The sequence below is a fragment of the Pseudomonas sp. H2_A10 genome (genome assembly GCF_054680085.1).
On record NZ_CP162821.1, the window covers coordinates 2,928,014 to 2,954,334 of the forward strand.

Genomic DNA, 26,321 nt, shown 5'->3' on the forward strand with positions numbered 1-26,321 from the left:
CATGAAGCTGCCATTCGCTGCACGTCTTCTTGCTGTCGCTGTGCTTGCTGCCGCATCCGCCGCTTTACCTCTTTCCTCGGCATTCGCCGATGACACCGCCGCCAAGCCCAAGGTCGGCCTGGTGATGAAATCCCTCGCCAACGAATTTTTCGTGACCATGCAGGACGGTGCCAAGGCGTACCAGAAAGAGCACGCCGCCGATTTCGACATGATCACCAACGGCATCAAGAACGAGACCGATACCAGCGCGCAGATCGACATCGTCAACCAGATGATCCTCGCCAAGGTCAACGCCATCGTCATCGCGCCTGCCGACTCCAAGGCGCTGGTCACGGTGCTGAAGAAAGCCTCCGATGCGGGTATCAAGGTGGTTAACATCGACAACCGCCTGGACCCGGACGTACTGAAAAGCAAAAAACTCGAGATCCCTTTTGTCGGTCCGGACAACCGCAAAGGCTCCAAGCTGGTGGGCGATTATCTGGCCAAGCAACTGGCGGCAGGTGACAAGGTCGGCATCATCGAAGGGGTTCCGACCACCACCAACGCCCAGCAGCGCACCGCAGGCTACAAGGATGCGATGGACGCGGCCGGCATGAAGATCGTCTCTACCCAGTCCGGTAACTGGGAAATCGACCAGGGCCAGAAAGTTGCCTCGGCCATGCTCAGCGAATACCCGGACCTCAAGGCCTTGTTGGCGGGTAACGACAACATGGCGCTGGGCGCTGTCTCCGCCGTGCGTGCGGCGGGCAAGGCGGGCAAAGTGCTGGTGGTGGGCTACGACAACATCGAAGCCATCAAGCCAATGCTGCAGGACGGCCGCGTGCTGGCCACCGCCGACCAGGCGGCTGCGCAACAAGCCGTATTCGGTATCCAGAACGCGCTTAAGTTGGTCAAGGGTGAGAAAGTCGATGCCAACGACGGCGTGATCGAAACCCCGGTCGAACTCGTCATCAAGCAGTAATCCTGGCAGCACCCAACAGCGTCCGCTCGCCCTGAGCGGACGCCTGGAGATTTTCCTATGTCATCTTCCGCCCCGAACGCTGTCCTCTCGGTCAGCGGTATCGGTAAAACCTATGCCCAGCCGGTTCTCTCTGACATCACCCTCACGCTTAACCGCGGGGAAGTGCTGGCGCTGACCGGTGAGAACGGCGCAGGCAAAAGCACCTTGTCGAAGATCATCGGCGGGCTGGTCACGCCGACTACCGGGCACATGCAATTCAATGGCCAGGACTATCATCCGGCTAGCCGTACCCAGGCCGAAGCGCTAGGCGTGCGTATGGTCATGCAGGAACTCAACCTGTTACCGACCCTGACCGTTGCCGAAAACCTGTTCCTGGATAACTTGCCCAGCCACTGTGGCTGGATCAGCCGTAAGCAACTGCGCAAGGCCGCGATCGAGGCCATGGCCCAGGTCGGCCTGGATGCCATCGACCCGGACACTCTGGTCGGCAGCCTGGGCATCGGCCACCAGCAGATGGTCGAGATTGCCCGCAACCTGATCGGCGACTGCCATGTGCTGATCCTCGACGAACCCACGGCGATGCTTACTGCCCGTGAAGTCGAAATGCTATTTGAGCAAATCACCCGTCTGCAGGCCCGGGGCGTGGCGATCATTTATATTTCGCACCGGCTCGAAGAGCTGGCCCGTGTCGCCCAGCGCATTGCGGTACTGCGTGACGGCAAGCTGGTCTGCGTTGAGCCGATGGCCAACTACAACAGCGAGCAACTGGTGACCTTGATGGTCGGTCGCGAGCTGGGTGAGCACATCGACCTGGGCCCCCGCACGATTGGCGGCCCGGCCCTGACGGTCAAAGGCTTGAGCCGCTCGGATAAAGTCCAAGACGTGTCCTTTGAAGTGCGTGCCGGTGAGATCTATGGCATCTCCGGCCTGATTGGCGCGGGCCGTACGGAGTTACTGCGCCTGATCTTCGGTGCCGACCTGGCGGACAGCGGCACCGTGGCCCTGGGGCCTGCGGCCGAGGTGGTGAGCATTCGCTCGCCGGTGGATGCAGTAGGGCATGGCATCGCCTTGATCACCGAGGACCGTAAAGGTGAAGGCCTGCTGCTCACCCAATCCATCAGCGCCAATATCGCCCTGGGCAATATGCCGGAAATTTCCGGCGGCGGCGTGGTGAACAGTCGCGATGAAACGGCCCTGGCCAAGCGTCAGATCGACGCCATGCGCATCCGCAGCTCCAGCCCGGCGCAATTGGTGTCGGAACTGTCGGGCGGCAACCAGCAGAAAGTCGTGATCGGCCGCTGGCTGGAGCGTGACTGCTCGGTGATGCTGTTCGACGAGCCCACTCGCGGCATCGACGTCGGGGCCAAGTTCGACATTTATGCCTTGCTCGGCGAGCTGACCCGCCGGGGCAAAGCGCTGGTGGTGGTGTCCAGTGACCTGCGTGAGCTCATGCTGATCTGTGATCGCATCGGCGTGCTGTCCGCCGGGCGCCTGATCGAAACCTTCGAGCGCGACAGCTGGACCCAGGACGAATTGCTCGCCGCCGCGTTTGCCGGCTATCAGAAACGTGATGCGCTGCTCAACGAAGCCGCGCCTAGGAATACCCCATGAAAACCACAACATCCCCCGGCAAAACCGGCGGCAACTTCTACGGCCTGGGTACTTACCTGGGGTTGGCGGGCGCTTTACTCGCGATGATCGCGCTGTTTTCGGTGCTCAGCGATCACTTCCTGTCCTATGACACCTTCAGCACCCTGGCCAACCAGATCCCGGATCTGATGGTACTGGCGGTGGGCATGACCTTTATTCTGATTATCGGCGGGATTGACCTGTCGGTGGGCTCGGTGCTGGCGCTGGCGGCGTCGGCGGTCAGCGTGGCGATTCTTGGCTGGGGTTGGAGCGTGTTGCCGGCTGCTGTGCTTGGCATGGGCTGCGCCGCGTTGGCCGGCACCATCACTGGGTCGATCACCGTGGCCTGGCGAATTCCGTCGTTTATCGTATCCCTGGGCGTGCTGGAAATGGCGCGGGGCGTGGCGTACCAGATGACCGGTTCGCGCACGGCGTATATCGGTGATTCGTTTGCCTGGCTGTCCAACCCGATTGCCTTCGGTATTTCGCCATCGTTCATCATCGCCTTGCTGGTGATCATCGTCGCCCAGTTGGTACTCACCCGCACGGTGTTTGGTCGTTACCTGATCGGCATCGGCACCAACGAGGAAGCCGTGCGCCTGGCGGGGATCAACCCCAAGCCATACAAGATCCTGGTGTTCAGCCTGATGGGCCTGCTGGCCGGCGTGGCAGCGTTGTTCCAGATATCGCGCCTGGAAGCGGCGGACCCGAATGCCGGTTCCGGCCTGGAGCTGCAAGTGATTGCGGCGGTGGTGATCGGCGGCACCAGCCTGATGGGCGGACGCGGTTCGGTGATCAGCACGTTCTTTGGGGTGTTGATTATTTCGGTATTGGCCGCTGGCTTGGCGCAGATCGGTGCTACAGAACCTACCAAGCGCATCATCACCGGTGCGGTGATCGTGATTGCGGTGGTCCTCGACACGTACCGCAGCCGACGCGCCAGTCGGCGGGGCTGAACCATGGCAACGATCAAGGATGTGGCGGCGCTTGCAGGTATTTCCTACACCACGGTGTCCCATGTGGTGAACAAGACGCGCCCTGTTAGCGAGCCGGTACGGGTCAAGGTCGAGGCAGCTATCAAGCAGCTCGACTACGTGCCCAGCGCCGTCGCGCGCTCGCTCAAGGCCAAGACCACAGCCACCATCGGCTTGCTGGTGCCCAATAGTCTCAACCCGTATTTTGCCGAGCTGGCGCGAGGTATTGAGGATTACTGCGAGCGTAATGGTTACTGCGTGATCCTGTGCAACTCCGATGACAACGCTGAAAAACAACGCAGCTATTTACGGGTGTTGCTGGAGAAGCGCATCGACGGCTTGATCGTCACCTCGGTGGGTGGCGATGACAGCGGATTGGCCGCAGGCTTGAGTGCGGTGCGCACGCCGATGGTGATTGTCGACCGCGCGCTGGATGGTATCGATGTCGATCTGGTGCGTATCGATCACGAGGAGGGCGCTTATTTGGCGACCCGGCATTTGCTCGAGTTGGGCCATCGTGACATCGCCTGCATTGGCGGCCCGGCGCATACGCGTGTGGCGCAGATGCGTCTGGCGGGGTATCACCGTGCGCTGCGGGAAGCGGGCGTGGAGGTGGCGGCCAATCGCACCCGGGAGAGCGACTTCACCAGTACGGGCGGTTACACCGCCGCCGTTGAGTTGCTGGCGGAGAACCCGCCCAGTGCGATTTTTGCCAGCAACGATATGATTGGTTTCGGCGTGTTACGTGCGGCAGCGGAGCGTAATATCCGCGTGCCCGGCGAGCTGTCGGTCATTGGCTTTGATGACATTCAAATGAGCCGCTACGTATACCCGGCGCTGACGACGGTCGGGCAGTCGATCCTGCACCTTGGCGAGACCGCAGCCGAGCTTTTACTGCGACGAATTGCAACCCCCCAATTGCCGATCGATCAACGCGTCGTAACGCCGAGCATCGTGTTGCGTGAGTCGACGGCCCCCGTCGCCGGTGTGTTTGCCCAATACCGTTGAACCGAATTGATGAGTACTGATGTATGCCAGCAAAAGTAGTGGTAGTAGGCAGCCTGAATATGGACCTGGTCACCCGTGCCAGTCGGCTGCCCCGTGCCGGTGAAACCCTGATTGGCCGCACATTCTCCACCGTTTCCGGTGGCAAGGGCGCCAACCAGGCCGTGGCCTCGGCACGATTGGGCGCCGAGGTGGCGATGATTGGCTGTGTCGGCACCGATGCCTACGGCGCTGAGCTGCGTGGCGCGTTGCTGGTGGAAGGTATCGATTGCCAGGCCGTGAGCACCGTGAATGGCTCCAGCGGCGTGGCGTTGATCGTGGTGGATGACAGCAGCCAGAACGCAATTGTGATTGTCGCCGGCAGCAACGGTGAGCTGACCCCGGCGTCATTGCAGGCCGCTGAGGCGGTGTTGCAGGCTGGCGATGTGATCATCTGCCAGCTTGAGGTGCCGATGGCTACCGTCGGATATGCCCTCAGGCGTGGCCGTGAGTTAAACAAGGTGGTGATCCTGAATCCGGCGCCGGCCAGTGGTCCGTTGCCGGCTGAATGGTACGCGTCGGTCGACTACCTGATTCCCAACGAAAGTGAAGCCAGCGCACTCAGCGGCGTGACGGTGGATTCCATCGACAGCGCCAAGCTGGCTGCCACAAAACTGATCGAGGCGGGGGCGGGTAAAGTCATTATTACCTTGGGCGGTGAGGGCGCCTTGTTTGCCGATGGCAACGGCTTTGAGCATCTTGCGGCACCCAAGGTCAAGGCGGTGGATACCACCGCCGCCGGCGACACGTTCGTCGGTGGTTTTGCTGCCGCGTTGGCCGACGGTAAAAGCGAAGCCGAGGCCATTCGTTTCGGTCAGGTTGCGGCAGCGCTGTCGGTTACTCGCGCCGGTGCGCAACCCTCCATTCCCACGCTGCATGACGTTCAAGGTTTTGTGCCCTCATGAAAAAGACTCCTCTGCTCAATATCGCCCTGTCGCGGGTGATTGCATCCCTGGGCCACGGCGACATCCTGGTGATCGGCGATGCCGGCTTGCCGGTCCCTCCGGGTGTTGAATTGATCGATCTGGCGCTGACCCAGGGCATTCCCGACTTCATCAGCACCTTGCGCGTCGTGCTCAGCGAGATGCAGGTGGAAAGCCATGTACTGGCCGAAGAAATCCTGCTCAAGCAGCCGCCGGCGCTGACCGAGCTGAACACCCTGACCGAACAGGTCGCCCTTGGCGCACGACGCTTGGTCAGTCATGAGGCGTTCAAGCAACTGAGCCAAAAGGCACGTGCGGTTGTGCGTACCGGCGAATGCCAGCCTTATTGCAATATCGCGCTGGTGTCCGGCGTCACGTTCTAGAGTTCCCCAACGACAAGGAGTGTTTTTATGCAACGTGGTCTCCCAACCCTGAGAAATCTGTTTCGGAGTGTCCTGCTTTTGTCCGCGCTCACAGCAGCAAGCGCCCATGCGGCGGAAAAAATCGATCTGATCATCGATACCGACCCAGGCGCCGACGATGTGGTGGCCTTGCTCTTCGCCATGGCGTCCCCGCAAGAGCTGAACATTCGCGCATTGACCACCGTCGCCGGCAACGTGCGTCTGGACAAGACCTCCCGTAACGCGCGTCTGGCCCGCGAGTGGGCGGGGCGCGAGGACATCCCGGTGTACGCCGGTGCTCCGGCGCCGCTACTGCGCAAACCGATCTATGCCGAGAACATTCACGGCAAGGAAGGCATTTCCGGTGTCACCGTGCATGAACCGAAAAAAGGCCTGGCGGACGGCAATGCCGTTGACTACCTGATCAAGACCCTTCGTGCGGCCAAACCTCACAGCATCACGATTGCCATGCTCGGCCCGCAGACCAACCTTGCGCTGGCATTGACCCAGGACCCGGAAATCACCCAAGGCATCAAGGAAGTGGTGGTGATGGGCGGCGCGCACTTCAATGGCGGCAATATCACGCCGGTCGCGGAGTTCAATCTGTTTGCCGACCCGGTGGCGGCGGAGATTGTGCTCAAGAGTGGCGTGAAGCTGACTTACCTGCCGTTGGACGTGACCCACAAAGTGCTGACCAGCGAGGCGCGCTTGAAGAAGATCGCCGAGATCAACAACAACGCGAGCAAGATCGTTGGGGATATTCTCAATGAGTACGTCAAAGGCGATATGGAGCACTACGGCATTCCGGGCGGCCCGGTGCACGACGCCACTGTCGTTGCCTACCTGCTCAAGCCTTCGCTGTTCAGCGGGCGCGAGGTCAACGTGGTGGTAGACAGCAGAGAAGGCCCGACCTTCGGTCAGACCATCGTCGATTGGTACGACGGCCTGAAACAGCCGAAGAACGCGTTCTGGGTTGAAAGCGGCGATGCCCAAGGCTTCTTCGATCTGCTGACCGAGCGCCTGGCGCGCCTGAAGTAAAGCGTTTGCCGGTCGACGCGCGTCGCCCGGCGTTTATTCGCGCTCGACGCTGCCCACGCCCATATGATCGGCTGGGTATTTCTCGAATACCTGGCCGATGAAGGCTTGGGCCGCTTGGGTGCCCAGCTCCTTGACCAGCAGGTCGATGCCGATGATTGCCAATTCCTCTGGGCTGCCGGGGCTGTAGGAACTCTGTCCCAGGGGCCACTTGGCTTTGATGTCGGCTTGGAGCGTTACGGTGGTCATGGAAATCTCACGGGCTTGAAATACTGGGCAATGCGCTGGAACGCGGTTCCAGCGGGCGCAGTTAAGCACTTTGCGCCGCGTTTGGCACTGCTACTTAGGCATGAAGCGTTTCAGAATGAGGCCGGCGCTATGCGACACTGTCCTTCTGTTTAATTGCCGGGGAACACCGCGTGCAAATCGATTTGAACACCCCCGAGAACCTGACCCTGGAAAGCGTGCGTCAACTGCTCGCCAGTGCCAGCGACGATCAACATACTCAATTGCGCGTCACCAAGGCGGGTATTGCCTACATCTCTTGCGGAACAGTGGGGGGTACTGATATCGACGGGCTGTTGTTTCGTCTGGAGACCTGGGTCAAGGGCTCCGGCTATGTCGGTAATGTGGCTGCCAGCGATGAAGTCTGGGTCATGCAGATTTTCAACGCCCTCAAGCAGAATTGGCCAAAACCGCCGTTCGACTATATCGATATCTACTGATCACGTTCATATCCGGTCACGATTGACCGGGCGAATGCCTGCGCAGACTCAGGCAGACTTGGCCATCGGCGGTTTACGTCTTGAAACCAATCCGCCATACCGCTGTCGCACGATCTCTGTCCATTTTTAACCATAGGAGGCTTCATGCCTTGGAAGCTCGCATCATTCGGTACTTTGTTGGCAGCACTCGCGTTGGCGGGTTGCAGCACCCCGGGTGCCTCTGAGCCAGGCAAAGATGCCGCCGTGACCGATGCCGGTCATAGCCGCTGTGAGTCGAAGGCCGCCGAATTCACCATCGGCCAGAAAGCCTCGCCCCAGTTGCTGGAACAGGCCCGTACCCGTGCCGGTGCGCAGAATGCGCGGATCCTCAAGCCCAACGACATGATCACGCTGGAATACCGTTCCGACCGCCTTAACCTCAATACCGATGACAATCTGGTGATCACGCGGGTCAACTGCGGCTGATCGAGCTCGGGCTTTTCTTGCACCCATAAAAAACCCCGTCACATGGACGGGGTTTTTTTGATCAGCGCAGAAATTACTCTGGGCGAACCTGTGCAGCTTGCATACCCTTTTGGCCTTTCTCAGCCACGAAGGAAACGGTTTGGCCTTCTTTCAGGCTTTTGAAACCGTCGCTTTCGATAGCTTTGAAGTGTACGAACAGGTCGTCACCGCCACCTTGAGGAGTGATGAAGCCGAAGCCTTTTTCATCGTTGAACCATTTAACGGTGCCGGTTTGGCGATTAGACATGGTGTATCTCCAAGAAACATATATTTTCAGTAGTGCTGTGCTGCTCAGGCCAACTGGGCACACCGGGCTATCATAGTCGAAATGTTCGGCTTGGGAGCCCCCCCAAGGCACTGTTTGCTAATCAATAGCGTTGCGTTTGGCATCTTTGTTGGCTGAAAGCCCCGATCTACGGGGCTTTCGCACGAAATATCAGTTGGTAAAAAAAGCCGTAAAAGCTGCGTAATTTGTGAGAAATAGCAGTTTTTTGGCTGTTTTTACTGCGCAAAATCCCGCTGGTCATGGGGCGTTGTTACTTTTTCTTCACCACTTTGCAGGACGAAATAGCCGCGACTGCTTTGTTTTTGAGCTGCGGGCTGGCGTTCTGGTTGGTCATGAGTTCCTTGATTTCGGCAGTGCTCAATTCCGCGTTGATCTTGTCGGCGCCGCATTCGCAATGGGCTTTGGCGGTTTTGACGTCCACGTTCTGGCTGGCGGCGGCACTGCAATCGCTGACGAAGCTGTCGCGGGCACCGGCAAGGCCAGTTCGACGGGGCCGCAGCTTGTGCGCCGAGGGAAAGGAGGGTCAGGGAAGCGGCTAGAGCGAGGGTAGAGGTAAAACGCATCATGAGGATGCTCCTTTGGGTCGAGGACGAACGGCGATTCTCAGTGGGTTTGAGGCCTTGCGTACAGCCCAAGTTCATTTTTGCCGCTATTTTGTCTTTACCCGAAGGCGGGCCGGCGCGATGACCGTCCATCTGTGCTAGCATCGTCGCCCTGGCTCTTACGGGCGCGCCATTTGCCGCCTTGCCATGTTCTTTTTTAGCTCACTCCAGTCACTCTGGTTCGATTATCGGTTGGCCGAAAGGCTCCTGCCGCTGTAAGGCAGGCGTTCATCCTTGAACGGCCTGGTATTGGATCTTGTACTGGCTCATCCCAACCCACGTGACCTTTGGTAGGGGTCACCACTAGGAGAGGAGGCGCCATGCCAACTATTACTCTTCCCGATGGCAGTCAACGTTCATTCGATCATGCGGTTTCCGTAGCCGAGGTCGCCGCATCCATTGGTGCCGGCCTGGCCAAGGCCACCGTGGCCGGCAAGGTCGACGGCAAGCTGGTCGATGCCAGTGACCTGATCACCGCCGACGCCAGCCTGCAAATCATCACGCCCAAGGATCAAGAGGGGCTGGAGATCATTCGCCACTCTTGCGCGCACCTGATTGGCCATGCGGTCAAGCAGTTGTACCCGACCGCGAAGATGGTGATCGGCCCGGTTATTGAAGAAGGCTTCTATTACGACATCGCCTACGAGCGTCCTTTTACGCCGGACGACCTGGCCGCCATCGAGCAGCGCATGCATGCGCTGATCGAAAAAGATTACGACGTCATCAAGAAAGTCACCCCGCGCGCCGAAGTGATCGACGTGTTCACCGCCCGTGGCGAGGACTACAAGCTGCGTCTGGTGGAAGACATGCCGGATGAGCAGGCCATGGGTCTGTACTACCACGAAGAATATGTCGACATGTGCCGTGGCCCGCATGTGCCGAATACGCGCTTCCTCAAGTCGTTCAAGCTGACCAAGCTGTCCGGTGCCTACTGGCGCGGCGACGCGAAGAACGAGCAATTGCAACGTATCTACGGCACCGCCTGGGCTGACAAGAAACAGCTGGCCGCCTACATCCAGCGCATTGAAGAAGCCGAAAAACGCGACCACCGCAAGATCGGCAAGCGCCTGAACCTGTTCCACCTCCAGGAAGAAGCGCCGGGCATGGTGTTTTGGCACCCCAACGGCTGGACTCTTTACCAAGTGCTTGAGCAGTACATGCGCAAGGTACAGCGCGAAAATGGCTACCTGGAGATCAAGACTCCACAGGTCGTTGACCGCAGCCTGTGGGAGAAATCCGGGCATTGGGCCAACTACGCCGACAACATGTTCACCACCCAGTCGGAAAACCGCGATTACGCCATCAAGCCGATGAACTGCCCTTGCCACGTGCAGGTGTTCAATCAAGGCCTGAAGAGCTACCGCGAGTTGCCGATGCGCCTTGCCGAGTTCGGTGCTTGCCACCGTAATGAGCCATCCGGTGCGCTGCACGGCATCATGCGCGTGCGCGGCTTCACCCAGGACGATGCGCATATCTTCTGCACCGAAGAGCAGATGCAGGCCGAGTCCGCCGCGTTCATCAAGCTGACCATGGACGTTTATCGCGATTTCGGTTTTACCGAAGTCGAAATGAAACTGTCCACTCGTCCGGAAAAACGCGTCGGCTCCGACGAGCTGTGGGATCGCGCCGAGGCGGCCTTGGCCGCTGCGCTGGACAGCGCGGGGCTTGCGTACGACCTACAGCCGGGCGAGGGCGCCTTCTATGGTCCCAAGATCGAGTTCTCGCTGAAAGATTGCCTTGGCCGCGTCTGGCAGTGTGGTACCCTGCAGCTCGATTTTAACCTGCCGATCCGTCTGGGAGCCGAATATGTCTCCGAAGACAACAGCCGTAAACACCCGGTTATGCTGCACCGGGCGATCCTTGGCTCGTTCGAACGGTTCGTCGGTATCCTGATCGAGCACTACGAGGGTGCATTCCCTGCGTGGCTGGCTCCGACCCAGGCAGTGATCATGAATATCACTGATAAACAGGCAGATTTTGCCGCTGAGGTTGAAAAAACTCTCAACGAAAGCGGATTTCGTGCCAAGTCCGACTTGAGAAATGAAAAGATCGGCTTTAAAATCCGCGAGCATACTTTGCTCAAGGTTCCCTATCTTTTGGTTATCGGAGATCGGGAAGTCGAGATGCAGACTGTCGCTGTGCGTACTCGTGAAGGTGCTGACCTGGGCTCGATGCCCGTCGCCCAGTTCGCTGAGTTCCTCGCGCAAGCGGTTTCCCGGCGTGGTCGCCCAGATTCGGAGTAATTATTATTAAGCGTGAAATGAGACAAGATAAACGAGCTGCACCGAAAGCCCCGATCAACGAGAATATCTCGGCACGCGAGGTTCGGTTAATTGGCGCTGACGGCGAGCAGATTGGCATCGTCTCGATTGATGAAGCGCTTCGTATCGCTGAAGAGTCCAAATTGGACCTGGTGGAAATCTCCGCCGACGCAGTCCCGCCTGTTTGCCGGGTGATGGACTACGGCAAGTCGATCTTCGAAAAGAAGAAGCAGATTGCTGCGGCGAAGAAGAACCAGAAGCAGATTCAAGTAAAAGAAATCAAGTTTCGTCCAGGGACGGAGGAAGGGGATTACCAGGTAAAACTGCGCAACCTGGTACGTTTCCTGAGTGATGGGGACAGGGCCAAGGTATCCTTGCGATTCCGCGGCCGTGAGATGGCCCACCAGGAGCTGGGGATGGAACTCCTCAAGCGGGTTGAAGCTGACCTGCTCGAGTACGGTTCGGTCGAACAGCATCCTAAGATGGAAGGACGCCAACTGATCATGGTCATCGCCCCGAAAAAGAAGAAGTAATCAACAGGGCACGGCAGGCCTTCTGATTATGTTTATCAACTGAATGCGGAGTATCCGAACATGCCAAAGATGAAGACTAAAAGTGGTGCTGCTAAGCGGTTTCTGAAAACTGCTAACGGTATCAAGCACAAGCACGCTTTCAAGAGCCACATCCTGACCAAAATGTCGACCAAGCGTAAGCGTCAACTGCGCGGTAGCAGCTTGCTGCATCCGTCTGACGTGGCAAAAGTCGAGCGCATGCTGCGCCTTCGTTAATTTTTGGATCAAGAATAGAGGAAGTAACTCATGGCTCGTGTAAAGCGTGGCGTCATTGCCCGTAAGCGTCACAAAAAAATTCTGAAACTTGCTAAAGGCTACTACGGCGCGCGTTCACGCGTATTCCGTGTTGCCAAGCAAGCGGTAATCAAGGCTGGCCAATACGCCTACCGTGACCGTCGTCAGAAAAAACGTCAGTTCCGCGCTCTGTGGATCGCTCGTATCAACGCTGGTGCACGTGTTAACGGTCTGTCCTACAGCCGTTTCATCGCTGGCCTGAAAAAAGCGTCCATCGAAATCGACCGTAAGGTTCTGGCTGAACTGGCCGTGAACGAAAAAGCGGTGTTTGCTGCGATTGTCGAGAAAGCTAAAGCCTCCTTGGCTTAAGTACCCCCGACAGTCACCTTGGGTTACTCCTGTACCCCAAGGTGGTAAACGTCATAAATAGGGGAAGAGCCTTCAAGCTCTTCCCCTATTTTGTATCTGGAGTCTGTACATGGAAAACCTGGACGCGCTCGTTGCCCAAGCTCTTGAGGCTGTGCATAGCGCTGAAGATATCAATGCCCTGGAGCAAATCCGGGTTCACTACCTTGGCAAAAAAGGTGAATTGACTCAGGTGATGAAGACCCTGGGGAATTTGCCGGCTGAAGAGCGTCCGCAAGTTGGTGCGCTGATCAACGTTGCCAAGGAGCGTGTCACAGAGGTTCTCAATGCGCGCAAGGCGTCGCTGGAGGAGGCCGACCTTGCGGCCAAACTCGCCGCCGAATCCATTGATGTCACCCTGCCTGGCCGTGGTCAGGCCTCAGGCGGTCTGCACCCGATTACCCGGACTCTGGAGCGTATCGAGCAGTTCTTCACCCATATCGGCTACGGCATTGCCGAAGGTCCTGAGGTCGAAGACGACTATCACAACTTCGAGGCGCTCAACATCCCAGGCCATCACCCGGCCCGGTCGATGCACGACACCTTCTATTTCAACGCGAACATGTTGCTGCGCACCCATACCTCGCCGGTACAAGTGCGCACCATGGAAGCGAACAAACCGCCGATCCGCATCGTCTGCCCAGGCCGCGTGTATCGTAGCGACTCCGATATCACCCACTCGCCAATGTTCCACCAGGTCGAAGGCTTGCTCGTTGATCGCGATATCAATTTCGCTGATCTCAAGGGCACCATCGAAGAGTTCCTGCGGGTGTTCTTCGAGAAAGAACTGGCGGTACGTTTCCGTCCCTCGTTCTTTCCGTTCACCGAACCGTCCGCTGAAGTCGACATGGAATGCGTAATGTGCAGCGGCAAAGGCTGCCGTGTCTGCAAGCAGACCGGCTGGCTGGAAGTGATGGGTTGCGGGATGGTTCACCCTAACGTGCTGCGTATGTCCGGTATCGATCCGGAAGAGTTCTCGGGCTTTGCCTTCGGCATGGGCGTTGAGCGTCTGGCCATGCTGCGTTACGGCGTGAACGACTTGCGTCTGTTCTTCGACAACGACTTGCGGTTCCTCGCGCAATTTCGCTAGTCGTAACGAATCTTTAGGAGAGCAGGATGAAATTCAGTGAACAATGGCTGCGCGGCTGGGTAAGCCCGCAGGTGGATCGCGACGCGCTGGTTGCGCGTCTGTCGATGGCCGGCCTTGAGGTCGATAGTGTTACACCGGCCGCCGGTGTTTTCAGTGGCGTGGTCGTGGGCGAAGTGCTGAGCACCGAGCAGCACCCGGACGCCGATAAATTGCGCGTATGCCAGGTCAGCAATGGCGCGCAAACCTTCCAGGTCGTGTGCGGAGCGCCCAACGTGCGCCCGGGCCTGAAGATTCCGTTTGCCATGATCGGTGCTGAACTGCCGGGCGACTTCAAGATCAAGAAGGCTAAGCTGCGTGGCGTCGAATCCAACGGCATGCTGTGCTCCCAAGCGGAGTTGCAGGTAGGCGAAGGGAATGATGGGCTGATGGAACTGCCGGGCGACGCGCCGGTGGGCCAGGACATCCGCGTTTACCTGGAGCTGGAAGATGCCAGCATCGAGGTCGACCTGACCCCTAACCGCGGCGATTGCTTGTCGCTGGCTGGCCTTGCCCGTGAAGTGGGCGCGCTGTACAACGCTCCGGTGACCCGTCCGGTGGTTGCCAGCGTAGCTGCTGTGCACGACGAAGTGCGTCCGATTGAAGTGCTGGCACCAAACGCCTGCCCACGTTATCTCGGGCGTGTGATCCGTAACGTTGATTTGTCCAAGCCAACTCCGCTGTGGATGGTCGAGCGTCTGCGTCGCGCGGACGTGCGCAGCATCGATGCTGCCGTAGATATCACCAACTACGTCATGTTGGAGCTGGGCCAACCGCTGCATGCGTTCGATCTTGCCGAAATCAACGGTGGCATCCGCGTACGCATGGCCGAAGAAGGCGAGAAGCTGGTGCTGCTTGACGGTCAGGAAGTCAGCCTGCGTGCTGACACCTTGGTCATCGCCGACCACTCCCGTGCCTTGGCGATTGCCGGCGTGATGGGTGGCGAGCACAGCGGTGTGTCCGCAACCACCCGTGACGTGTTCCTTGAAAGCGCATTTTTCGACCAGATCGCCATCGCTGGCAAGGCCCGTTCCTATGGCCTGCACACCGATGCATCGCACCGCTACGAGCGTGGCGTGGACTGGAAGCTGGCCCGTGAAGCCATGGAGCGCGCCACTGGTCTGCTGCTGGAAATCACCGGTGGCGAAGCTGGCCCGATCACCGAAACCGTCAGCGAACAGTACCTGCCGTCTGTAGCACCGATCACTTTGCGCGCCAAGAGCGTTGAGCAAATGTTGGGTCTGGTGATTGAGCCGGCCGAAATCGAGCAATTGTTGTCGGCCCTCGGCCTTGGCATTTCTGCGGGCGGGGAAGGGCAGTGGCAGGTCGAAGTGCCAAGCCATCGCTTCGATATCAGCCTGGAAGTCGATTTGATCGAAGAGCTGGCCCGTTTGTACGGCTACAACCGCCTGCCGGTTCGTTATCCGCAAGCGCGCCTGGCACCGCAACCCAAGGCCGAGGCGCGTGCGCATTTGCCTGAGTTGCGTCGCCTGTTGGTGGCTCGTGGTTACCAGGAAGCGGTGACCTACAGCTTCATCGATCCTAAGCAGTTCGAACTGTTCAGCCCAGGCGTCGAGCCACTGCTGCTGGCCAACCCGATCTCCAACGACATGGCCGCCATGCGTTCGTCGCTGTGGCCGGGCCTGGTGAAGGCGCTGTCCCATAACCTGAACCGTCAGCAAGATCGTGTACGCATGTTCGAAAGCGGCCTGCGTTTCGTCGGTCAGTTGGACGGCCTGAAGCAAGAGCCGATGCTGGCTGGCGTGGTGTGTGGCAGCCGTCTGCCGGAAGGCTGGGCACAGGGCCGCGACGCTGTGGACTTCTTTGACGTCAAGGCTGACGTTGAAGCGGTGCTGGGCTTCGCCGGCGCATTGGATGCCTTCACCTTTATTCGGGGTAGCCACCCCGCACTGCATCCGGGCCAGACTGCACGTATAGAACGTGAAGGTCGCCTGGTGGGCTTCGTGGGTGCGATCCATCCTGAATTGTCGAAAACCCTTGGTCTTGATCGCCCGGTCTTCGTTTTCGAACTGGTATTGGCTGAAGTGGCGTCGGGCAAGATGCCGAAATTCAGCGAGTTGTCGCGCTTCCCTGAAGTGCGTCGCGACCTGGCCCTGATCGCCGACAGCGAAGTCGCCGCAACTGCCGTTCTGGATGTAATCCGTGAAAATGCAGGGGAATGGCTGACAGACCTCAGGCTATTTGACGTCTATCAGGGTAAAGGCATTGATCCGCATAGAAAAAGCCTCGCAGTTGGCTTGACCTGGCAGCATCCATCGCGCACTCTTAATGACGATGAGGTGAATACCACGACACAAAATATCCTCACCTCGCTCGAACAAAGGTTGAACGCCACGTTAAGGAAGTGACGTATGGGGGCTTTGACGAAAGCTGAGATGGCGGAACGTCTGTACGAAGAGTTGGGTCTGAACAAGCGCGAGGCCAAGGAATTGGTCGAGCTGTTTTTTGAAGAAATCAGACACGCTCTGGAAGACAACGAACAGGTCAAATTGTCCGGTTTCGGCAATTTTGACCTGCGGGACAAACGCCAGCGGCCTGGCCGCAATCCAAAAACGGGAGAAGAAATCCCGATCACGGCCCGCCGTGTGGTCACCTTTCGTCCAGGGCAGAAGTTGAAGGCCCGAGTTGAGGCTTATGCTGGAACCAAGTCATAACGACGAGCTACCCGTCATCCCAGGCAAACGCTACTTCACCATCGGTGAAGTCAGCGAGCTATGTGCGGTAAAGCCGCACGTGCTGCGCTATTGGGAGCAGGAGTTTCCTCAACTCAACCCCGTCAAACGTACCGGGAACCGTCGGTATTATCAGCGCCAGGATGTGCTGATGATCCGACAGATCCGTGCATTGCTGTACGACCAGGGTTTCACCATCAGCGGCGCACGCCAGCGTATGTCCGGCGATGAAGCCAAAGATGACACCACCCAGTACAAGCAACTGATTCGCCAGATGATCTCCGAACTCGAAGATGTGCTGGTGGTTTTGAAGAAGTGATTCAGGCTTTTAAAATACTTCCACATTTCAAAAGCTTGCGGTATATTCCTGATCGCTTCGTTGCGAAGCAAACCCAGTAACACGCCTAGTCGGGGCGTAGCGCAGTCCGGTAGCGCACTAGCATGGGGTGCTAGGGGTCGAGTGTTCGAATCACTCCGTCCCGACCATATTATTCAATGACTTAGCCCAATTTTCACCGGTTGGGCTTTTTCATGTCTGCGAAAAAAACCCTACTAAAACCCCTACCGCACCGTGGGCTGTTGTGGGCCCGAGGTTTTCGCGCCTCCGTGACCTTGTCTGGTCATTGCAAACCTGGCGCCATTTGACGTATAAATTTGATCAAATGGTGGGCATGTCTATGAGCACGGCAGTTCAGTCCCACGTCTCTGACGAGTCCGTGTTCGGGCGAATGGCGCGTTTCGCGTTTGTTGGATATTCAGTTCGCATCGGAGTCCGATGCCTTGCGTATCGTGGTTGCGGGCATTTCCACCCACAGCTACAAGCGCGTCGCCAGCAAGCTGAAGTTATCGCTGTCACTGGTGGCGCCGGAGAGCACCATCCGACGCCGGTTGAGCAGCAATGCACGCTTTAGCGAGGCCGAGTCAGAGCGGGTCGTGCGTCTGACGCATGGATGTGGTGCCGGAGGCGTTGATGGGCGCACCGCCGGCGTTGCCGGTGGGCTGGCAGGCCAATGAACCGACTTCGCAGTCGGTCGGCAACCGTTGGTTGGATGAGGGCGTGGAGTTGCTCCTGCCAGTGCCGTCTGCGTTGCTGCCGCACGCGACTAACTATCTGATCAATGCCGCTCATCCACAGGCGCAGACACACCTGAGCGAGATGCTAGAGCCGTTCTGGTTCGATAAGTGTTATCTGCGCTGACGACGGCTGGGCACAGCGAACATATTGCTGCGGCAAGGCAGCGTGCATGATTCCCATGTGCTGCACGACACTCCCCTGAAATGGCTGGCGTGAAGTTGATAGGCGTTGTCCCGGGCATGTCGATACTCCATTAGCACACCTGCCCTAATTGATCCTCGCTCAAGCCCACTATTAGAGTTTGAAGCGCAAGCCAATGTATTAACGATGGGAAGGGGAGTGAAGATGAGAATAAAAAATACGTCTATATGACGGCTGCAGCCTGCCTGTTAGCGACTTCAAGCGTGCATGCGTCGTTCGCCACCAGTTGCCAGGATTCTCAGCCGTGGTACCACTTCAGCATGATTGAAGCGGCAACCTGTTGGCTCTCTGGCCAATGGTAACCGGGTCGCCCCCGCTGTGGTTCGGCGGGGGAGAGCCCAAGTGATCCCGCTCAAGTCGTGCCTTTCGGGCATTGCCCTCGATTGCGCTGACTTGAGTCATCAACATTTGCTTAAAACATCTCGCTGCCTCACCTGGCCTGACGCTGCGAGCGAACCGTTGCGCCTGTGATCACGTCTGTGCGAATGGCCGACGGTTGCCCAGCGTTGTTGCGTGCATAGCTGCATAGCGCGATTGGCAGCTCTGCTATATCAAGGAAAATGCCGTCCATGGCCAGGGCGTAGCGATCGTCGTCAATATCGCCACAGGTGGTGCTGATCGACGCGTTCACGCTGTAGTAGTAATGCTGGCTAAAACCGTTGTGCTGGGTTTCCCAGGCGATGTGATAGCGGTGCTTGAGCTGTGGTGCAGGTGCCGGGTTGGTCAGGAACACCGAATGGGTGAACACATTGCGCAGCAGCGCTTCGGTCAGCGGCTGCTCGGCCTTTTGCACCCCGAGTATGCATAGCACATGCGGCCCCAGCACTGGTCCAATGGGCTGGTTGATATAGGCCTCGTCAGAGGCGGCAGCCACTTGGTAGCCCTGCGTGCGTGCGCACTCACTGACGTCATTCACGGCCTTGAATCGGTAGAACGGTTCCTGGATCGAAAACCTCAGGTTCCAGGTCGGACGGGTAACCTGGTCGGCGTCGTCACGTTGTAAATGCACATAGGGTTTCAGGTTCCACGGCTCGTCCAGCGTGATGTCAACCGCCTTGAGCTGGCAGGTCGGGGTGTCGTTACGGAAAACACCGTCTACAAAGCAGTAGTACAAGTCGTTGGCGGGATAGCTGTAGTTGAATTTCGCGGCTTCGCATGCAGAGTTGTTCTGGCAACTGTTGAGAATGTCTTTCTGAATGGCAGACGCGACCTTGCTGATGATGCTGGTGATTTCATTGGTGTTCCGGTCCAGCATCGGACTGCCGGAGCTGCCTGGGCGCAGACCGTTGCAGCGGTTGCGCAAGGCGCTGGGGAACACGCCAGGATGCTCGGCAAAACTGTTGAGGGTCGACTCCACGCAGGCGCTCATGCGCAGGCCCTTTTTCAGAAAACCGGTCGGCGCTCCCACGTTGATCACTTCTCGATTCGACGTCTGCCGCTGGGAGGCCAGCTTGAGTGGCATGATCGCACCGGCCACCAGCACGCCCAGAGATGTATCCAGTTCGAGCACGGCCAGGTCAGTGCCCGCCATGCTGCTCCAATGTGCTGTCTTGACGGCGTAAGTGGCGCGCTGTTCGGGCGTGTCATGAAAGTAATTGAAGGTCACCTCGGCGGTGAATGCCTGGCGCACGCGCGCCGTACCGTAGCTGTAGAACACACAATGCCCGGCGGTCAGCACATAAGCCGGGCCGACGGCCTTACCCTGGCGATTGAGCGTGTCGAGCAGAACGGCATTGCAGGTCTGGCCTAAGGCGTTTTTCAGTGAGCCGATGCCGGTCCATTGCGGGTACCGTTGGTTCTTATTTTCAAGTGCCACGGAAGGTGACTGTTCCGTAAGTCCCTCGGCCAGGTCTCTGGCGTGGCTGGGCCAGACAGTGCCGAGCAACAGGAAATACAGGAAGACGCAGGCGGTGTGAGTAAGCGACATAAGGGGCCTCGACAAGGAAGTCATTGATTGGCTGAAATTACCCAATCAGGCCAAGGTAGAAGACGTACATGGCTATTGCGTAACCCTTGACGCGGGTGCTGGGGGCGGGTTGACGTTGAAGGTGTGAGCGATCTCACACTGAATTTGTAGCGCCCGTCACCAATTTTGTAACTCAATGTTGGTTCGCTGGAACCCCTGGCAGCACCGTCGTATAAACGCTGATGGCAGATGTGCTTTTCGCCCACCTTCTGTGGCCGTTCAGTTCGCATCTGTGTCTGTCGATCGGAGGTGTGCGATGCGCAAGTTGATCTTCTTCACTGCACATCAAAAAATCACCTAAGCCTACGTTTTATATAGACTAATCAGCGTTTTTACGTGTCGCCAGGTTGCCCGACGAACCGCTCTTAAACCCATGGGGTGCTAGGGGTCGAGTGTTCGAATCACTCCGTCCCGACCATATTATTCAATGACTTAGCCCAATCGGTAACGGTTGGGCTTTTTCATGCTTGAAAAATACCCCCACAATTACACCCACGGATATCTTGGATCTTGGTAGCGCTGCGTGTAAGTGTAGTTGGCTCCGAATTTGGCACCGCATTCGTCCACTGTCTACTTAGCTACTTGCTGTCAAACTGAAAGCTAGCTGTGCACGGTGAGCGTACGCCTCTCCAGAGGTTAGCGAATAGCGGGCCCACCCAAAAAACTCTTCTGAAAGCAGCGCCCACTCGAAGGAACGGACCCCGGTGAATCTCAACGACACCAGTTTCGAAGAACTGCTCAACGCTTTACATGACGGCGTCTACATTACGGATGGCGACGGCAAGACGCTGAAGGTCAATCAAGCCTATGAACGTCTGACCGGGCTCAGCGGTGCGGATCTCGTCGGCCGATCCATGCAGGAGCTGGTGAAGGAGGGTGTCATCTCGCAATCGGCCACCTTGCGGGTATTGCAGGGCGGGCGGCCGGTGTCGGTCATGCAGAGCCTGAGCCAGGGCAAGAAATTGCTCGTTAGCGCCACGCCGATTCTTGACGCTGGAAGGCGGATTTCATACGTGGTCAGTACCGTGCGCGACATGACGGAACTGCTGCGCATGAAGCATGAGCGTGATGAACTGCAACAGCTTAAACAACTGCGCAACAGCACCGCCAAACTTCATGCCGGTCAACGAGACAACCTCCTGCTTTCTCCCCTGATGGCCAATCAGGAAATGTCCGGTCGCGTTCTCTCGCTGGCCCGCCAGGTTGCCAGCAGCTCGGTCAAGGTGTTGCTCCAAGGTGAAACCGGCGTCGGCAAGACCCTCGTTGCGCAATTCATTCACAACGCCAGCCCGCGTGCCAGCGAACCCTTTCTCGCGCTCAACTGCGGTGCGCTGCCCGAGAACCTGATCGAAGCCGAGCTGTTTGGCTACGCTCCCGGAGCGTTCACCGGCGCAGGTCCAAAAGGCAAGCGTGGCCTACTGGAGCTGGCGCATCACGGCACATTGTTTCTAGACGAGGTAGGTGATTTGCCATTGCCGGTGCAGGTCAAGTTGCTCAAGGTGATCGAAGAGAACCGCTTCATTCCTGTTGGGGGCCTGGAGCTGAAGGAGGTCGATGTACGCATCATCAGCGCCACCCACCATGACCTCAAACAGCAGGTGGCGCAGGGGCGTTTTCGGGCGGACTTGTATTACCGGCTCAACGTGGTGCCGATCCACATTCCGGCACTGCGTGAACGTCGGGAGGAAATCGCGCCGCTGCTGCATTACTACCTCGACCGGTTCAATGCTCGTTACGAACGCCAAGTCCAATGGAGTCTCGAGGCCCTAGACTTGATGTGCGACTACGACTGGCCCGGCAACATCCGCGAGTTGATCAACCTTGTCGAGCGGTTGGTGGTGACCAATCAGACCGGGACTGTCGAGCCGCTCGATATGCCGGAAGAGATCCTCGACCTCAATCCACCCAGCACCTCGGACGCAGGCTTGCCGCTGCGCAAGGTGTTGGAAAATGCCGAGCGCAGTGCGATTCGTGCCGCGTTGCTTGCGCACAAGACCACGCGCCTTGCGGCCAAGGCACTGGGGGTGAGCCAAGCTACCGTGGTGCAGAAAATGAAACGCTGGGAACAGTCTGATTAGGATTCTGATCGGCTCCGGATAAATCGATCAGAAAACTAATCGGCACTGACCCAAAAAAGCCCTCCTGTTTTCGTGCGAGTCGCGCAGAGCCCCATGCCGCAGGGGCTTTGCGGGTATTGGCACGCCTTTCGCTATCTCCTGTGGCACGTCTTCCAATAAAACAACATCAACTGGACGAGCCCGATGAATATCTCTGCTTTCAAAATCGCTAATAAGTTGATTACCGGACCTGGTGCTGTCGAACAGCTTTGCGCGGAACTGACGCGCCTTGAGGTCAAGAATCCGCTGATCGTCACAGACGTCATCCTGGTGAACTCCGGCACCGTTGGCCTGGCCCTGGCGCAACTCGGCGATCGCCGTTACGGCATTTTCGATCAGGTCAAACCGGAACCTGAAGTGGCCATCGTCGAGGCGTGCACCCGCGCTTATCGCGAGGGTGGCCACGACGGATTGATTGCGGTGGGTGGCGGCAGTGCCATCGATATCGCCAAGGGCGTCGCGGCGTATGCCGGGCATGCAGGTCCGCTGAGCGAACTGTTCGGTGTCGACCTGGTGAAACGCAAAGGCCCTGTGTTGATTGCCATCCCGACGACCGCCGGGACAGGCTCGGAAGTGACCAACGTCGCCATTTTTTCCGACAAGCAAGCGCAGTTGAAGAAAGGCATCGTCAGCGACTACCTGCTGCCCGACGTGGCCTTGGTCAGTCCGGCGATGACATTGACCTGTCCCCGCGGTGTGACGGCGGCCAGTGGTGTCGATGCGCTGGTGCATGCGGTCGAGTCGTATATTTCGGTGAACGCTTCGCCCATCACCGATGCCATCGCCCTGGGCGCGATCAAGCTGATCACCAAGGCGCTGCCGAAGGCTTATGCCAATCCAACCAACCTGCGGGCTCGGGAAGACATGGCCACCGCCAGCCTGATGGCCGGCATGGCGTTCGGCAATGCCGGGGTAGGGGCGGTGCATGCGCTGGCATACCCGCTGGGCGGGAGATTCAACATTGCCCATGGTGTCAGTAACGCCTTGCTGCTGCCGTACGTGATGGAGTGGAACAAGACCGCCTGCGTCGAGCGTTTTCGCGACATCGCCGAAGCCATGGGCGTGCGCGTGGCGAACCTGAACGACAACGAGGCGGCAGACCAGGCTGTCAAAGCCATGGCTGATCTATGTGCCGCCGTTGACATCCCGTCCGGCCTGCGCACTTTCAACGTGCCCGAGGATGCCATCCCGGCGATGGCGCAAGAGGCCAGCAAGATCGACCGCCTGATGCGCAACAACCCGCGCAAGCTCAGCGCCGCCGATATCGAGAAGATCTACCGCGCTGCGTATTGATCCGAAAAAGCCACGATTCCGGTGCCGCCGGAGCGTGCGCCCGCCATTACAAAACCAATAAAACAGGTGAACCGAATGTCTGACACTCCTGCGCAACGGAGCGAAAGCCCGTACATCCCGCTGGGCCCTTTCAAGGTCCGGCTGCCGTTTATCCACTACAAGATCGAGCTTCCAGATTATCTCCAGGGCTTGCTGATGTGCGCCGTGGACCTGGCTGCGATTCCGCTGATGACCGAACTGCTCGGCATGCCCTTCGAGGTCGCGCTTGCCGTCGTGATGCTCAACGGCCTGCTGTATCTCGCACACCATCTGCTCGGCGACCCGACCGTGCCGGGCTGGATCACCCCGGCAGTGCCGTTGTTGATGGCGTACTGTGCGCAGTTTCCAATGGGCCCGGAGCGTGTCCACGCGTTGATTGCCTTTCAGTTGATGCTGGGGATTTTTTCAATCGCCCTGGGCGCGACCGGAATGGCGAAAAAGGTGGTGGAATACGTGCCCTCGGCGATCAAGTCCGGGATTATCGTCGGCGCCGGCTTGAGTGCAGTGATCGCGGTGTTCCAGGTCGGCGGTAAGTTCAATGTGCTGCCCTGGACCATTTCCATTGCGGTCGGCATCGCCTTCTATTTGATCTTTTCCCAGCACTTCAATGAGCTCAAGCAACGCAACCGTTTCTGGTGGAACTTCGCCAAGCTCGGCATCTTGCCGATCGTGCTGTTGGCCGTAGTGCTTGCCCCGTTGTTCGGGGAAGCGCCATGGCCAACCCTCCAGTGGGGCATCAGCCAACCGGATTTCGCCGGCCTATGGAACAACTACACGGTATTCGGCCTGGGCATGCCGCCACTGTCGATGTTCATCTGCGCGCTGCCGACCATGCTTGCGGCGTACATCATCGTTTTCGGTGACGTCCTCAGCGCGAAGTCGCTTCTCGACGAAGCAGAAACCGTCCGCACTGACGAAGTCGTCGACTACAACGCCGACCGCGCCCACCTGATCTTCGGTGCGCGTAACGCGTTCATGAGCATCTTCGGCCCGGACGTCGCCATGTGCGGCCCGAAATGGGCGGCGATGCTGGTGGTGGTAATCGAGCGTTTCAAAGGTGGGCCGAAAGCGATGCAGTCAATCATCGGCGGCGTCGGGTCGTTCCGCTGGGGCACCAACAGCGGTCTGCTGCTGTTGCCGGTCGTGACATTGGTACAGCCGATTCTCGGCGTTGCCCTGTCGCTGACGTTACTGATCCAGGGTTACGTGAGCGTGCGCCTGGGCATTCTTGAAGCCAAAAGCCAGCGCGACCTGGGTATCGCCGGCGTGATCGGCGCGGTACTGGCGATCAAAGGCGCGAGCTGGGCATTCGGGATTGGCGTTGTGTTGTGCTTGCTGATCTATGGCAAAAATTTCTTCAAGGGAGAGGTGGATGGGATATTTACCAAGGACCTGAAGGCTGCGCCTGTTAAAGATGCTGAGTCGGCCACGGCTGTTAAGCGGGGATTAGAAGAACCTATAGTTGAATGATAGGCGTAGCCGCTCACTGACATGAACATCCATTTAAAAACGTGTCGTCATTAAGCGAGCGCTTTATTGGGTTTTTGTGTGCTCTGATTGATAGGGAAGCAAGGCGCACGGGTGTGCGCTTAATAACCACTGCAACTAAAAAGGAAAAACTATGACGACTTCAGTTCCTACTATGGAAGAACTATTGGGCGATGCTCCTTCTAATTGGGGCAGATGGGGCGCGGAAGATGAAGTTGGCTCTCTGAATTACCTGACTGCGCAGGAAGTCATGCGCGGGGTTGCGCACATTAAGACCGGAAGCGTATTTACCTTACAACGGATGATCGGCGATCCTGCTGGCGATCCAGTGTGGCCAGGCCGTACCCCGGCAGAACGTACGATGGTTCTTGATGAGTCGAGTTGGGACAATGATCATGGCCCTTGTTATCCGGGCGGCTTGCACTACGCGGATGACAAGATCGACGCGTTCCTGCAAGGATCCACGCAATATGATGCGCTTGGCCACCTTTGGTACGGCGGAAAAATATGGAACGGGTACGACGCGCGAACAACAGTGGGCGGCCTCGACAAGGCCAGTGTCGCACCTATCGGCGAACGAGGAGTCGTCGGGCGCGGAGTATTACTGGATATGGCACGGCATCGCGGTAAGCGCATGCTGGATAAAGGTGAGACGTTCACTCATAGGGATCTTGAGGCGTGCGCAGAGGCTCAGGGCCATTCAATCGAGCCTCACGATATCCTGATTATCAGAACCAACTTTCTTCAAGCGTTCTATGAGCAGGGCGAAGCGTTTTATGACGGTTTCTGCGAACCAGGCCTTACGTATTCGCAGGAACTTGTTCAATGGTTTTATGATAAGGAAATTCCAAACCTTGTCACCGATACCATCGCCAATGAAGTGACGATAGACCCCGTATCAGGCGTGGCGCTGCCTCTGCACTGCGCTTTGATGCGTAATCTCGGTATCGCCTTTACGGAAATCTGTAACTTGGAGACGCTGGCTGAAAGTTGCGCTAAAGATGGGCAGTACACTTTTCTTTATGTGGCTGCACCGCTCAAAGTGCACCGCGCGACCGGGTCGCCGGTTAATCCGGTTGTGATCAAATAGTCATTTATGCTGGGGCAGTTTAATCCTGCCTCAGCATGATTGAAGCGTTGATATAAAGGTACTTGCCCAACACGTTATAACCCTGGCCGCAGGCAAAGAACAGCCCGTGATCGGTGTGCCGCAAACAACCCCCGTTGGAGCGTTGCCTACACGGGCAACTGCACATCGCCACGATGCACGATGTGCACTTTATTGCCATCCGGGTCGCGCAGGTAGGCGCCATAATATCCGTTTCCATAATGTGGGCGCGGTCCTGGCTTGCCCTCATCAATACCTCCAGCGCGAAGGCCAGCGGTATAGGCCGCATCGACTGCCTCCGGATGTGGCGCGGCAAAAGCCACCATGCTGCCATTTCCCGCGGCGGCCTTTTTAAGATTGTAGGGGCAGTAAACATAGAAGCGAGGCAGGGGATGGTCGGGGTTAACCCAGCATGCGGAAGGTGGCCCTCCATCAGGGCTTACAACCCGACGGCGAAGGCCCAGGGGAGTCAGTACCGCTTCATAGAAGGTAGCGGCCCTATCGAGATCGTTTGTCCCTACGGTGATATGACTGAACATCCTGTATTCCTGCTGACAAAGACGAGGCGTTATCGTGTCATTTTGTGGGCTGCCACGTATAGCCGGTGTTGTGTGGAACTGCGAGAGCGAGTCTCGGCCAGGCAATCGCAGGCGTGAAAG

Annotated in this window: 26 protein-coding genes, 1 tRNA gene and 1 pseudogene; 23 read left to right on the top strand and 5 right to left on the bottom strand. The window is 58.0% G+C overall.

Annotated features, from left to right (window positions below; translation table 11 throughout):
• The first annotated feature begins 1 nt into the window (after nucleotide 1).
• The 7 genes from AB4O23_RS13640 to AB4O23_RS13670 are packed head-to-tail and all read left to right on the top strand — an operon-like array spanning nucleotide 2 to nucleotide 6,970.
• Nucleotides 2–961: a sugar ABC transporter substrate-binding protein gene (locus AB4O23_RS13640; RefSeq protein ID WP_017528198.1), complete on the top strand. Its 960-nt coding sequence runs from the start codon at nucleotides 2–4 to the stop codon at nucleotides 959–961.
• A gap of 57 nt (nucleotides 962–1,018) precedes the next feature.
• Entirely contained in the window at nucleotides 1,019–2,572 is a 1,554-nt protein-coding gene (locus tag AB4O23_RS13645) for a sugar ABC transporter ATP-binding protein (protein ID WP_065877641.1), read from the top strand.
• Nucleotides 2,569–3,546 (top strand): ABC transporter permease, encoded by a 978-nt coding sequence (locus AB4O23_RS13650; RefSeq protein ID WP_017528200.1) that lies wholly within the window; start codon nucleotides 2,569–2,571, stop codon nucleotides 3,544–3,546. Before AB4O23_RS13645 ends, AB4O23_RS13650 begins: the two co-directional genes overlap by 4 nt.
• A 3-nt stretch (nucleotides 3,547–3,549) precedes the next feature.
• Nucleotides 3,550–4,572 (top strand): LacI family DNA-binding transcriptional regulator, encoded by a 1,023-nt coding sequence (locus AB4O23_RS13655; protein ID WP_017528201.1) that lies wholly within the window; start codon nucleotides 3,550–3,552, stop codon nucleotides 4,570–4,572.
• 23 nt (nucleotides 4,573–4,595) lie between these two features.
• Nucleotides 4,596–5,513 carry a ribokinase gene (gene rbsK / locus AB4O23_RS13660; RefSeq protein ID WP_065877638.1) on the top strand — a complete coding sequence of 306 codons (918 nt, stop codon included), beginning with the start codon at nucleotides 4,596–4,598 and terminating at the stop codon, nucleotides 5,511–5,513.
• Entirely contained in the window at nucleotides 5,510–5,914 is a 405-nt protein-coding gene (gene rbsD / locus AB4O23_RS13665) for a D-ribose pyranase (protein ID WP_460150522.1), read from the top strand. The genes rbsK and rbsD overlap by 4 nt, the downstream gene beginning before the upstream one ends.
• A gap of 27 nt (nucleotides 5,915–5,941) precedes the next feature.
• Entirely contained in the window at nucleotides 5,942–6,970 is a 1,029-nt protein-coding gene (locus AB4O23_RS13670; protein ID WP_116077734.1) for a nucleoside hydrolase, read from the top strand.
• A gap of 33 nt (nucleotides 6,971–7,003) precedes the next feature.
• On the opposite strand, the gene AB4O23_RS13675 is transcribed toward AB4O23_RS13670, so the two are convergent.
• Nucleotides 7,004–7,216, bottom strand: a complete 213-nt coding sequence (locus AB4O23_RS13675) for a hypothetical protein (protein ID WP_017528205.1) — start codon at nucleotides 7,214–7,216, stop codon at nucleotides 7,004–7,006.
• Nucleotides 7,217–7,386: 170 nt separating this feature from the next.
• Between AB4O23_RS13675 and AB4O23_RS13680 the strand changes: the two genes are divergently transcribed.
• Both AB4O23_RS13680 and AB4O23_RS13685 read left to right on the top strand, forming a co-directional pair.
• Nucleotides 7,387–7,692, top strand: a complete 306-nt coding sequence (locus tag AB4O23_RS13680) for a hypothetical protein (protein ID WP_460150524.1) — start codon at nucleotides 7,387–7,389, stop codon at nucleotides 7,690–7,692.
• Nucleotides 7,693–7,836: 144 nt separating this feature from the next.
• Nucleotides 7,837–8,157, top strand: a complete 321-nt coding sequence (locus AB4O23_RS13685; RefSeq protein WP_017528207.1) for an I78 family peptidase inhibitor — start codon at nucleotides 7,837–7,839, stop codon at nucleotides 8,155–8,157.
• Between the two features lie 73 nt (nucleotides 8,158–8,230).
• Here the strand turns inward: AB4O23_RS13685 and AB4O23_RS13690 are convergent, their stop codons facing one another.
• Together AB4O23_RS13690 and AB4O23_RS13695 are read right to left on the bottom strand one after the other, a co-directional pair.
• Nucleotides 8,231–8,443, bottom strand: coding sequence for a cold-shock protein (locus tag AB4O23_RS13690; protein WP_003179963.1), 213 nt, complete (start codon nucleotides 8,441–8,443; stop codon nucleotides 8,231–8,233).
• Nucleotides 8,444–8,732: 289 nt separating this feature from the next.
• Nucleotides 8,733–9,048 (bottom strand): annotated as a pseudogene (locus AB4O23_RS13695) (hypothetical protein).
• A 356-nt stretch (nucleotides 9,049–9,404) separates the two neighbouring features.
• Between AB4O23_RS13695 and thrS the strand changes: the two are divergent.
• The 10 genes from thrS (at nucleotide 9,405) to AB4O23_RS13745 (ending at nucleotide 17,573) form a co-directional block, all read left to right on the top strand.
• On the top strand, nucleotides 9,405–11,327 hold the full coding sequence (gene thrS / locus AB4O23_RS13700) for a threonine--tRNA ligase (RefSeq protein WP_017528209.1): 1,923 nt from the start codon (nucleotides 9,405–9,407) through the stop codon (nucleotides 11,325–11,327).
• Nucleotides 11,327–11,878 carry a translation initiation factor IF-3 gene (gene infC, locus AB4O23_RS13705; protein WP_169850653.1) on the top strand — a complete coding sequence of 184 codons (552 nt, stop codon included), beginning with the start codon at nucleotides 11,327–11,329 and terminating at the stop codon, nucleotides 11,876–11,878. Before thrS ends, infC begins: the two co-directional genes overlap by 1 nt.
• A gap of 60 nt (nucleotides 11,879–11,938) precedes the next feature.
• On the top strand, nucleotides 11,939–12,133 hold the full coding sequence (gene rpmI / locus AB4O23_RS13710; protein WP_002553160.1) for a 50S ribosomal protein L35: 195 nt from the start codon (nucleotides 11,939–11,941) through the stop codon (nucleotides 12,131–12,133).
• A gap of 30 nt (nucleotides 12,134–12,163) precedes the next feature.
• The gene (gene rplT, locus AB4O23_RS13715; RefSeq protein ID WP_005789679.1) at nucleotides 12,164–12,520 is read left to right on the top strand and encodes a 50S ribosomal protein L20; all 357 of its coding nucleotides are present in this window, start codon (nucleotides 12,164–12,166) and stop codon (nucleotides 12,518–12,520) included.
• Between the two features lie 109 nt (nucleotides 12,521–12,629).
• Nucleotides 12,630–13,646 carry a phenylalanine--tRNA ligase subunit alpha gene (gene pheS, locus AB4O23_RS13720; protein WP_003234250.1) on the top strand — a complete coding sequence of 339 codons (1,017 nt, stop codon included), beginning with the start codon at nucleotides 12,630–12,632 and terminating at the stop codon, nucleotides 13,644–13,646.
• 26 nt (nucleotides 13,647–13,672) lie between these two features.
• Nucleotides 13,673–16,051 carry a phenylalanine--tRNA ligase subunit beta gene (gene pheT / locus AB4O23_RS13725; RefSeq protein ID WP_017528211.1) on the top strand — a complete coding sequence of 793 codons (2,379 nt, stop codon included), beginning with the start codon at nucleotides 13,673–13,675 and terminating at the stop codon, nucleotides 16,049–16,051.
• 3 nt (nucleotides 16,052–16,054) lie between these two features.
• The gene (ihfA, locus tag AB4O23_RS13730; RefSeq protein ID WP_002553164.1) at nucleotides 16,055–16,357 is read left to right on the top strand and encodes an integration host factor subunit alpha; all 303 of its coding nucleotides are present in this window, start codon (nucleotides 16,055–16,057) and stop codon (nucleotides 16,355–16,357) included.
• A complete protein-coding gene (locus AB4O23_RS13735; protein ID WP_003174972.1) occupies nucleotides 16,338–16,694 on the top strand; it encodes a MerR family transcriptional regulator in 357 nt (118 codons plus the stop codon). Before ihfA ends, AB4O23_RS13735 begins: the two co-directional genes overlap by 20 nt.
• A 90-nt stretch (nucleotides 16,695–16,784) precedes the next feature.
• Nucleotides 16,785–16,861 (top strand) — tRNA-Pro (locus tag AB4O23_RS13740).
• Between the two features lie 460 nt (nucleotides 16,862–17,321).
• On the top strand, nucleotides 17,322–17,573 hold the full coding sequence (locus AB4O23_RS13745; RefSeq protein WP_135196125.1) for an RES family NAD+ phosphorylase: 252 nt from the start codon (nucleotides 17,322–17,324) through the stop codon (nucleotides 17,571–17,573).
• A gap of 508 nt (nucleotides 17,574–18,081) precedes the next feature.
• Here AB4O23_RS13745 and AB4O23_RS13750 read toward each other — a convergent pair.
• A complete protein-coding gene (locus AB4O23_RS13750) occupies nucleotides 18,082–19,578 on the bottom strand; it encodes a trypsin-like serine peptidase (RefSeq protein ID WP_068933790.1) in 1,497 nt (498 codons plus the stop codon).
• Nucleotides 19,579–20,321: 743 nt separating this feature from the next.
• Between AB4O23_RS13750 and AB4O23_RS13755 the strand changes: the two genes are divergently transcribed.
• From AB4O23_RS13755 to AB4O23_RS13770, 4 genes are all read left to right on the top strand, one after another.
• Entirely contained in the window at nucleotides 20,322–21,695 is a 1,374-nt protein-coding gene (locus AB4O23_RS13755; RefSeq protein WP_135196123.1) for a sigma-54 interaction domain-containing protein, read from the top strand.
• Nucleotides 21,696–21,878: 183 nt separating this feature from the next.
• The gene (locus tag AB4O23_RS13760; RefSeq protein WP_068933789.1) at nucleotides 21,879–23,027 is read left to right on the top strand and encodes an iron-containing alcohol dehydrogenase; all 1,149 of its coding nucleotides are present in this window, start codon (nucleotides 21,879–21,881) and stop codon (nucleotides 23,025–23,027) included.
• 75 nt (nucleotides 23,028–23,102) lie between these two features.
• The gene (locus tag AB4O23_RS13765; RefSeq protein WP_017528216.1) at nucleotides 23,103–24,536 is read left to right on the top strand and encodes a hypothetical protein; all 1,434 of its coding nucleotides are present in this window, start codon (nucleotides 23,103–23,105) and stop codon (nucleotides 24,534–24,536) included.
• A 151-nt stretch (nucleotides 24,537–24,687) separates the two neighbouring features.
• A complete protein-coding gene (locus tag AB4O23_RS13770) occupies nucleotides 24,688–25,644 on the top strand; it encodes a cyclase family protein (RefSeq protein WP_020379909.1) in 957 nt (318 codons plus the stop codon).
• 146 nt (nucleotides 25,645–25,790) lie between these two features.
• Here AB4O23_RS13770 and AB4O23_RS13775 read toward each other — a convergent pair whose 3' ends face one another.
• Nucleotides 25,791–26,201 carry a VOC family protein gene (locus AB4O23_RS13775; RefSeq protein WP_135196121.1) on the bottom strand — a complete coding sequence of 137 codons (411 nt, stop codon included), beginning with the start codon at nucleotides 26,199–26,201 and terminating at the stop codon, nucleotides 25,791–25,793.
• Between the last annotated feature and the right edge of the window lie 120 nt (nucleotides 26,202–26,321).

What these genes read in the sequence shown, in the direction of transcription:
- AB4O23_RS13640 (WP_017528198.1), top strand. Translation starts at nt 2, where the DNA reads ATGAAGCTGCCATTCGCTGCACGTCTTCTTGCTGTCGCTGTGCTTGCT.
- AB4O23_RS13645 (WP_065877641.1), top strand. Translation starts at nt 1,019, where the DNA reads ATGTCATCTTCCGCCCCGAACGCTGTCCTCTCGGTCAGCGGTATCGGT.
- AB4O23_RS13650 (WP_017528200.1), top strand. Translation starts at nt 2,569, where the DNA reads ATGAAAACCACAACATCCCCCGGCAAAACCGGCGGCAACTTCTACGGC.
- AB4O23_RS13655 (WP_017528201.1), top strand. Translation starts at nt 3,550, where the DNA reads ATGGCAACGATCAAGGATGTGGCGGCGCTTGCAGGTATTTCCTACACC.
- rbsK (WP_065877638.1), top strand. Translation starts at nt 4,596, where the DNA reads ATGCCAGCAAAAGTAGTGGTAGTAGGCAGCCTGAATATGGACCTGGTC.
- rbsD (WP_460150522.1), top strand. Translation starts at nt 5,510, where the DNA reads ATGAAAAAGACTCCTCTGCTCAATATCGCCCTGTCGCGGGTGATTGCA.
- AB4O23_RS13670 (WP_116077734.1), top strand. Translation starts at nt 5,942, where the DNA reads ATGCAACGTGGTCTCCCAACCCTGAGAAATCTGTTTCGGAGTGTCCTG.
- AB4O23_RS13675 (WP_017528205.1), bottom strand. Translation starts at nt 7,216, where the DNA reads ATGACCACCGTAACGCTCCAAGCCGACATCAAAGCCAAGTGGCCCCTG.
- AB4O23_RS13685 (WP_017528207.1), top strand. Translation starts at nt 7,837, where the DNA reads ATGCCTTGGAAGCTCGCATCATTCGGTACTTTGTTGGCAGCACTCGCG.
- AB4O23_RS13690 (WP_003179963.1), bottom strand. Translation starts at nt 8,443, where the DNA reads ATGTCTAATCGCCAAACCGGCACCGTTAAATGGTTCAACGATGAAAAA.
- thrS (WP_017528209.1), top strand. Translation starts at nt 9,405, where the DNA reads ATGCCAACTATTACTCTTCCCGATGGCAGTCAACGTTCATTCGATCAT.
- rpmI (WP_002553160.1), top strand. Translation starts at nt 11,939, where the DNA reads ATGCCAAAGATGAAGACTAAAAGTGGTGCTGCTAAGCGGTTTCTGAAA.
- rplT (WP_005789679.1), top strand. Translation starts at nt 12,164, where the DNA reads ATGGCTCGTGTAAAGCGTGGCGTCATTGCCCGTAAGCGTCACAAAAAA.
- pheS (WP_003234250.1), top strand. Translation starts at nt 12,630, where the DNA reads ATGGAAAACCTGGACGCGCTCGTTGCCCAAGCTCTTGAGGCTGTGCAT.
- pheT (WP_017528211.1), top strand. Translation starts at nt 13,673, where the DNA reads ATGAAATTCAGTGAACAATGGCTGCGCGGCTGGGTAAGCCCGCAGGTG.
- ihfA (WP_002553164.1), top strand. Translation starts at nt 16,055, where the DNA reads ATGGGGGCTTTGACGAAAGCTGAGATGGCGGAACGTCTGTACGAAGAG.
- AB4O23_RS13735 (WP_003174972.1), top strand. Translation starts at nt 16,338, where the DNA reads ATGCTGGAACCAAGTCATAACGACGAGCTACCCGTCATCCCAGGCAAA.
- AB4O23_RS13745 (WP_135196125.1), top strand. Translation starts at nt 17,322, where the DNA reads ATGGATGTGGTGCCGGAGGCGTTGATGGGCGCACCGCCGGCGTTGCCG.
- AB4O23_RS13750 (WP_068933790.1), bottom strand. Translation starts at nt 19,578, where the DNA reads ATGTCGCTTACTCACACCGCCTGCGTCTTCCTGTATTTCCTGTTGCTC.
- AB4O23_RS13760 (WP_068933789.1), top strand. Translation starts at nt 21,879, where the DNA reads ATGAATATCTCTGCTTTCAAAATCGCTAATAAGTTGATTACCGGACCT.
- AB4O23_RS13765 (WP_017528216.1), top strand. Translation starts at nt 23,103, where the DNA reads ATGTCTGACACTCCTGCGCAACGGAGCGAAAGCCCGTACATCCCGCTG.
- AB4O23_RS13770 (WP_020379909.1), top strand. Translation starts at nt 24,688, where the DNA reads ATGACGACTTCAGTTCCTACTATGGAAGAACTATTGGGCGATGCTCCT.
- AB4O23_RS13775 (WP_135196121.1), bottom strand. Translation starts at nt 26,201, where the DNA reads ATGTTCAGTCATATCACCGTAGGGACAAACGATCTCGATAGGGCCGCT.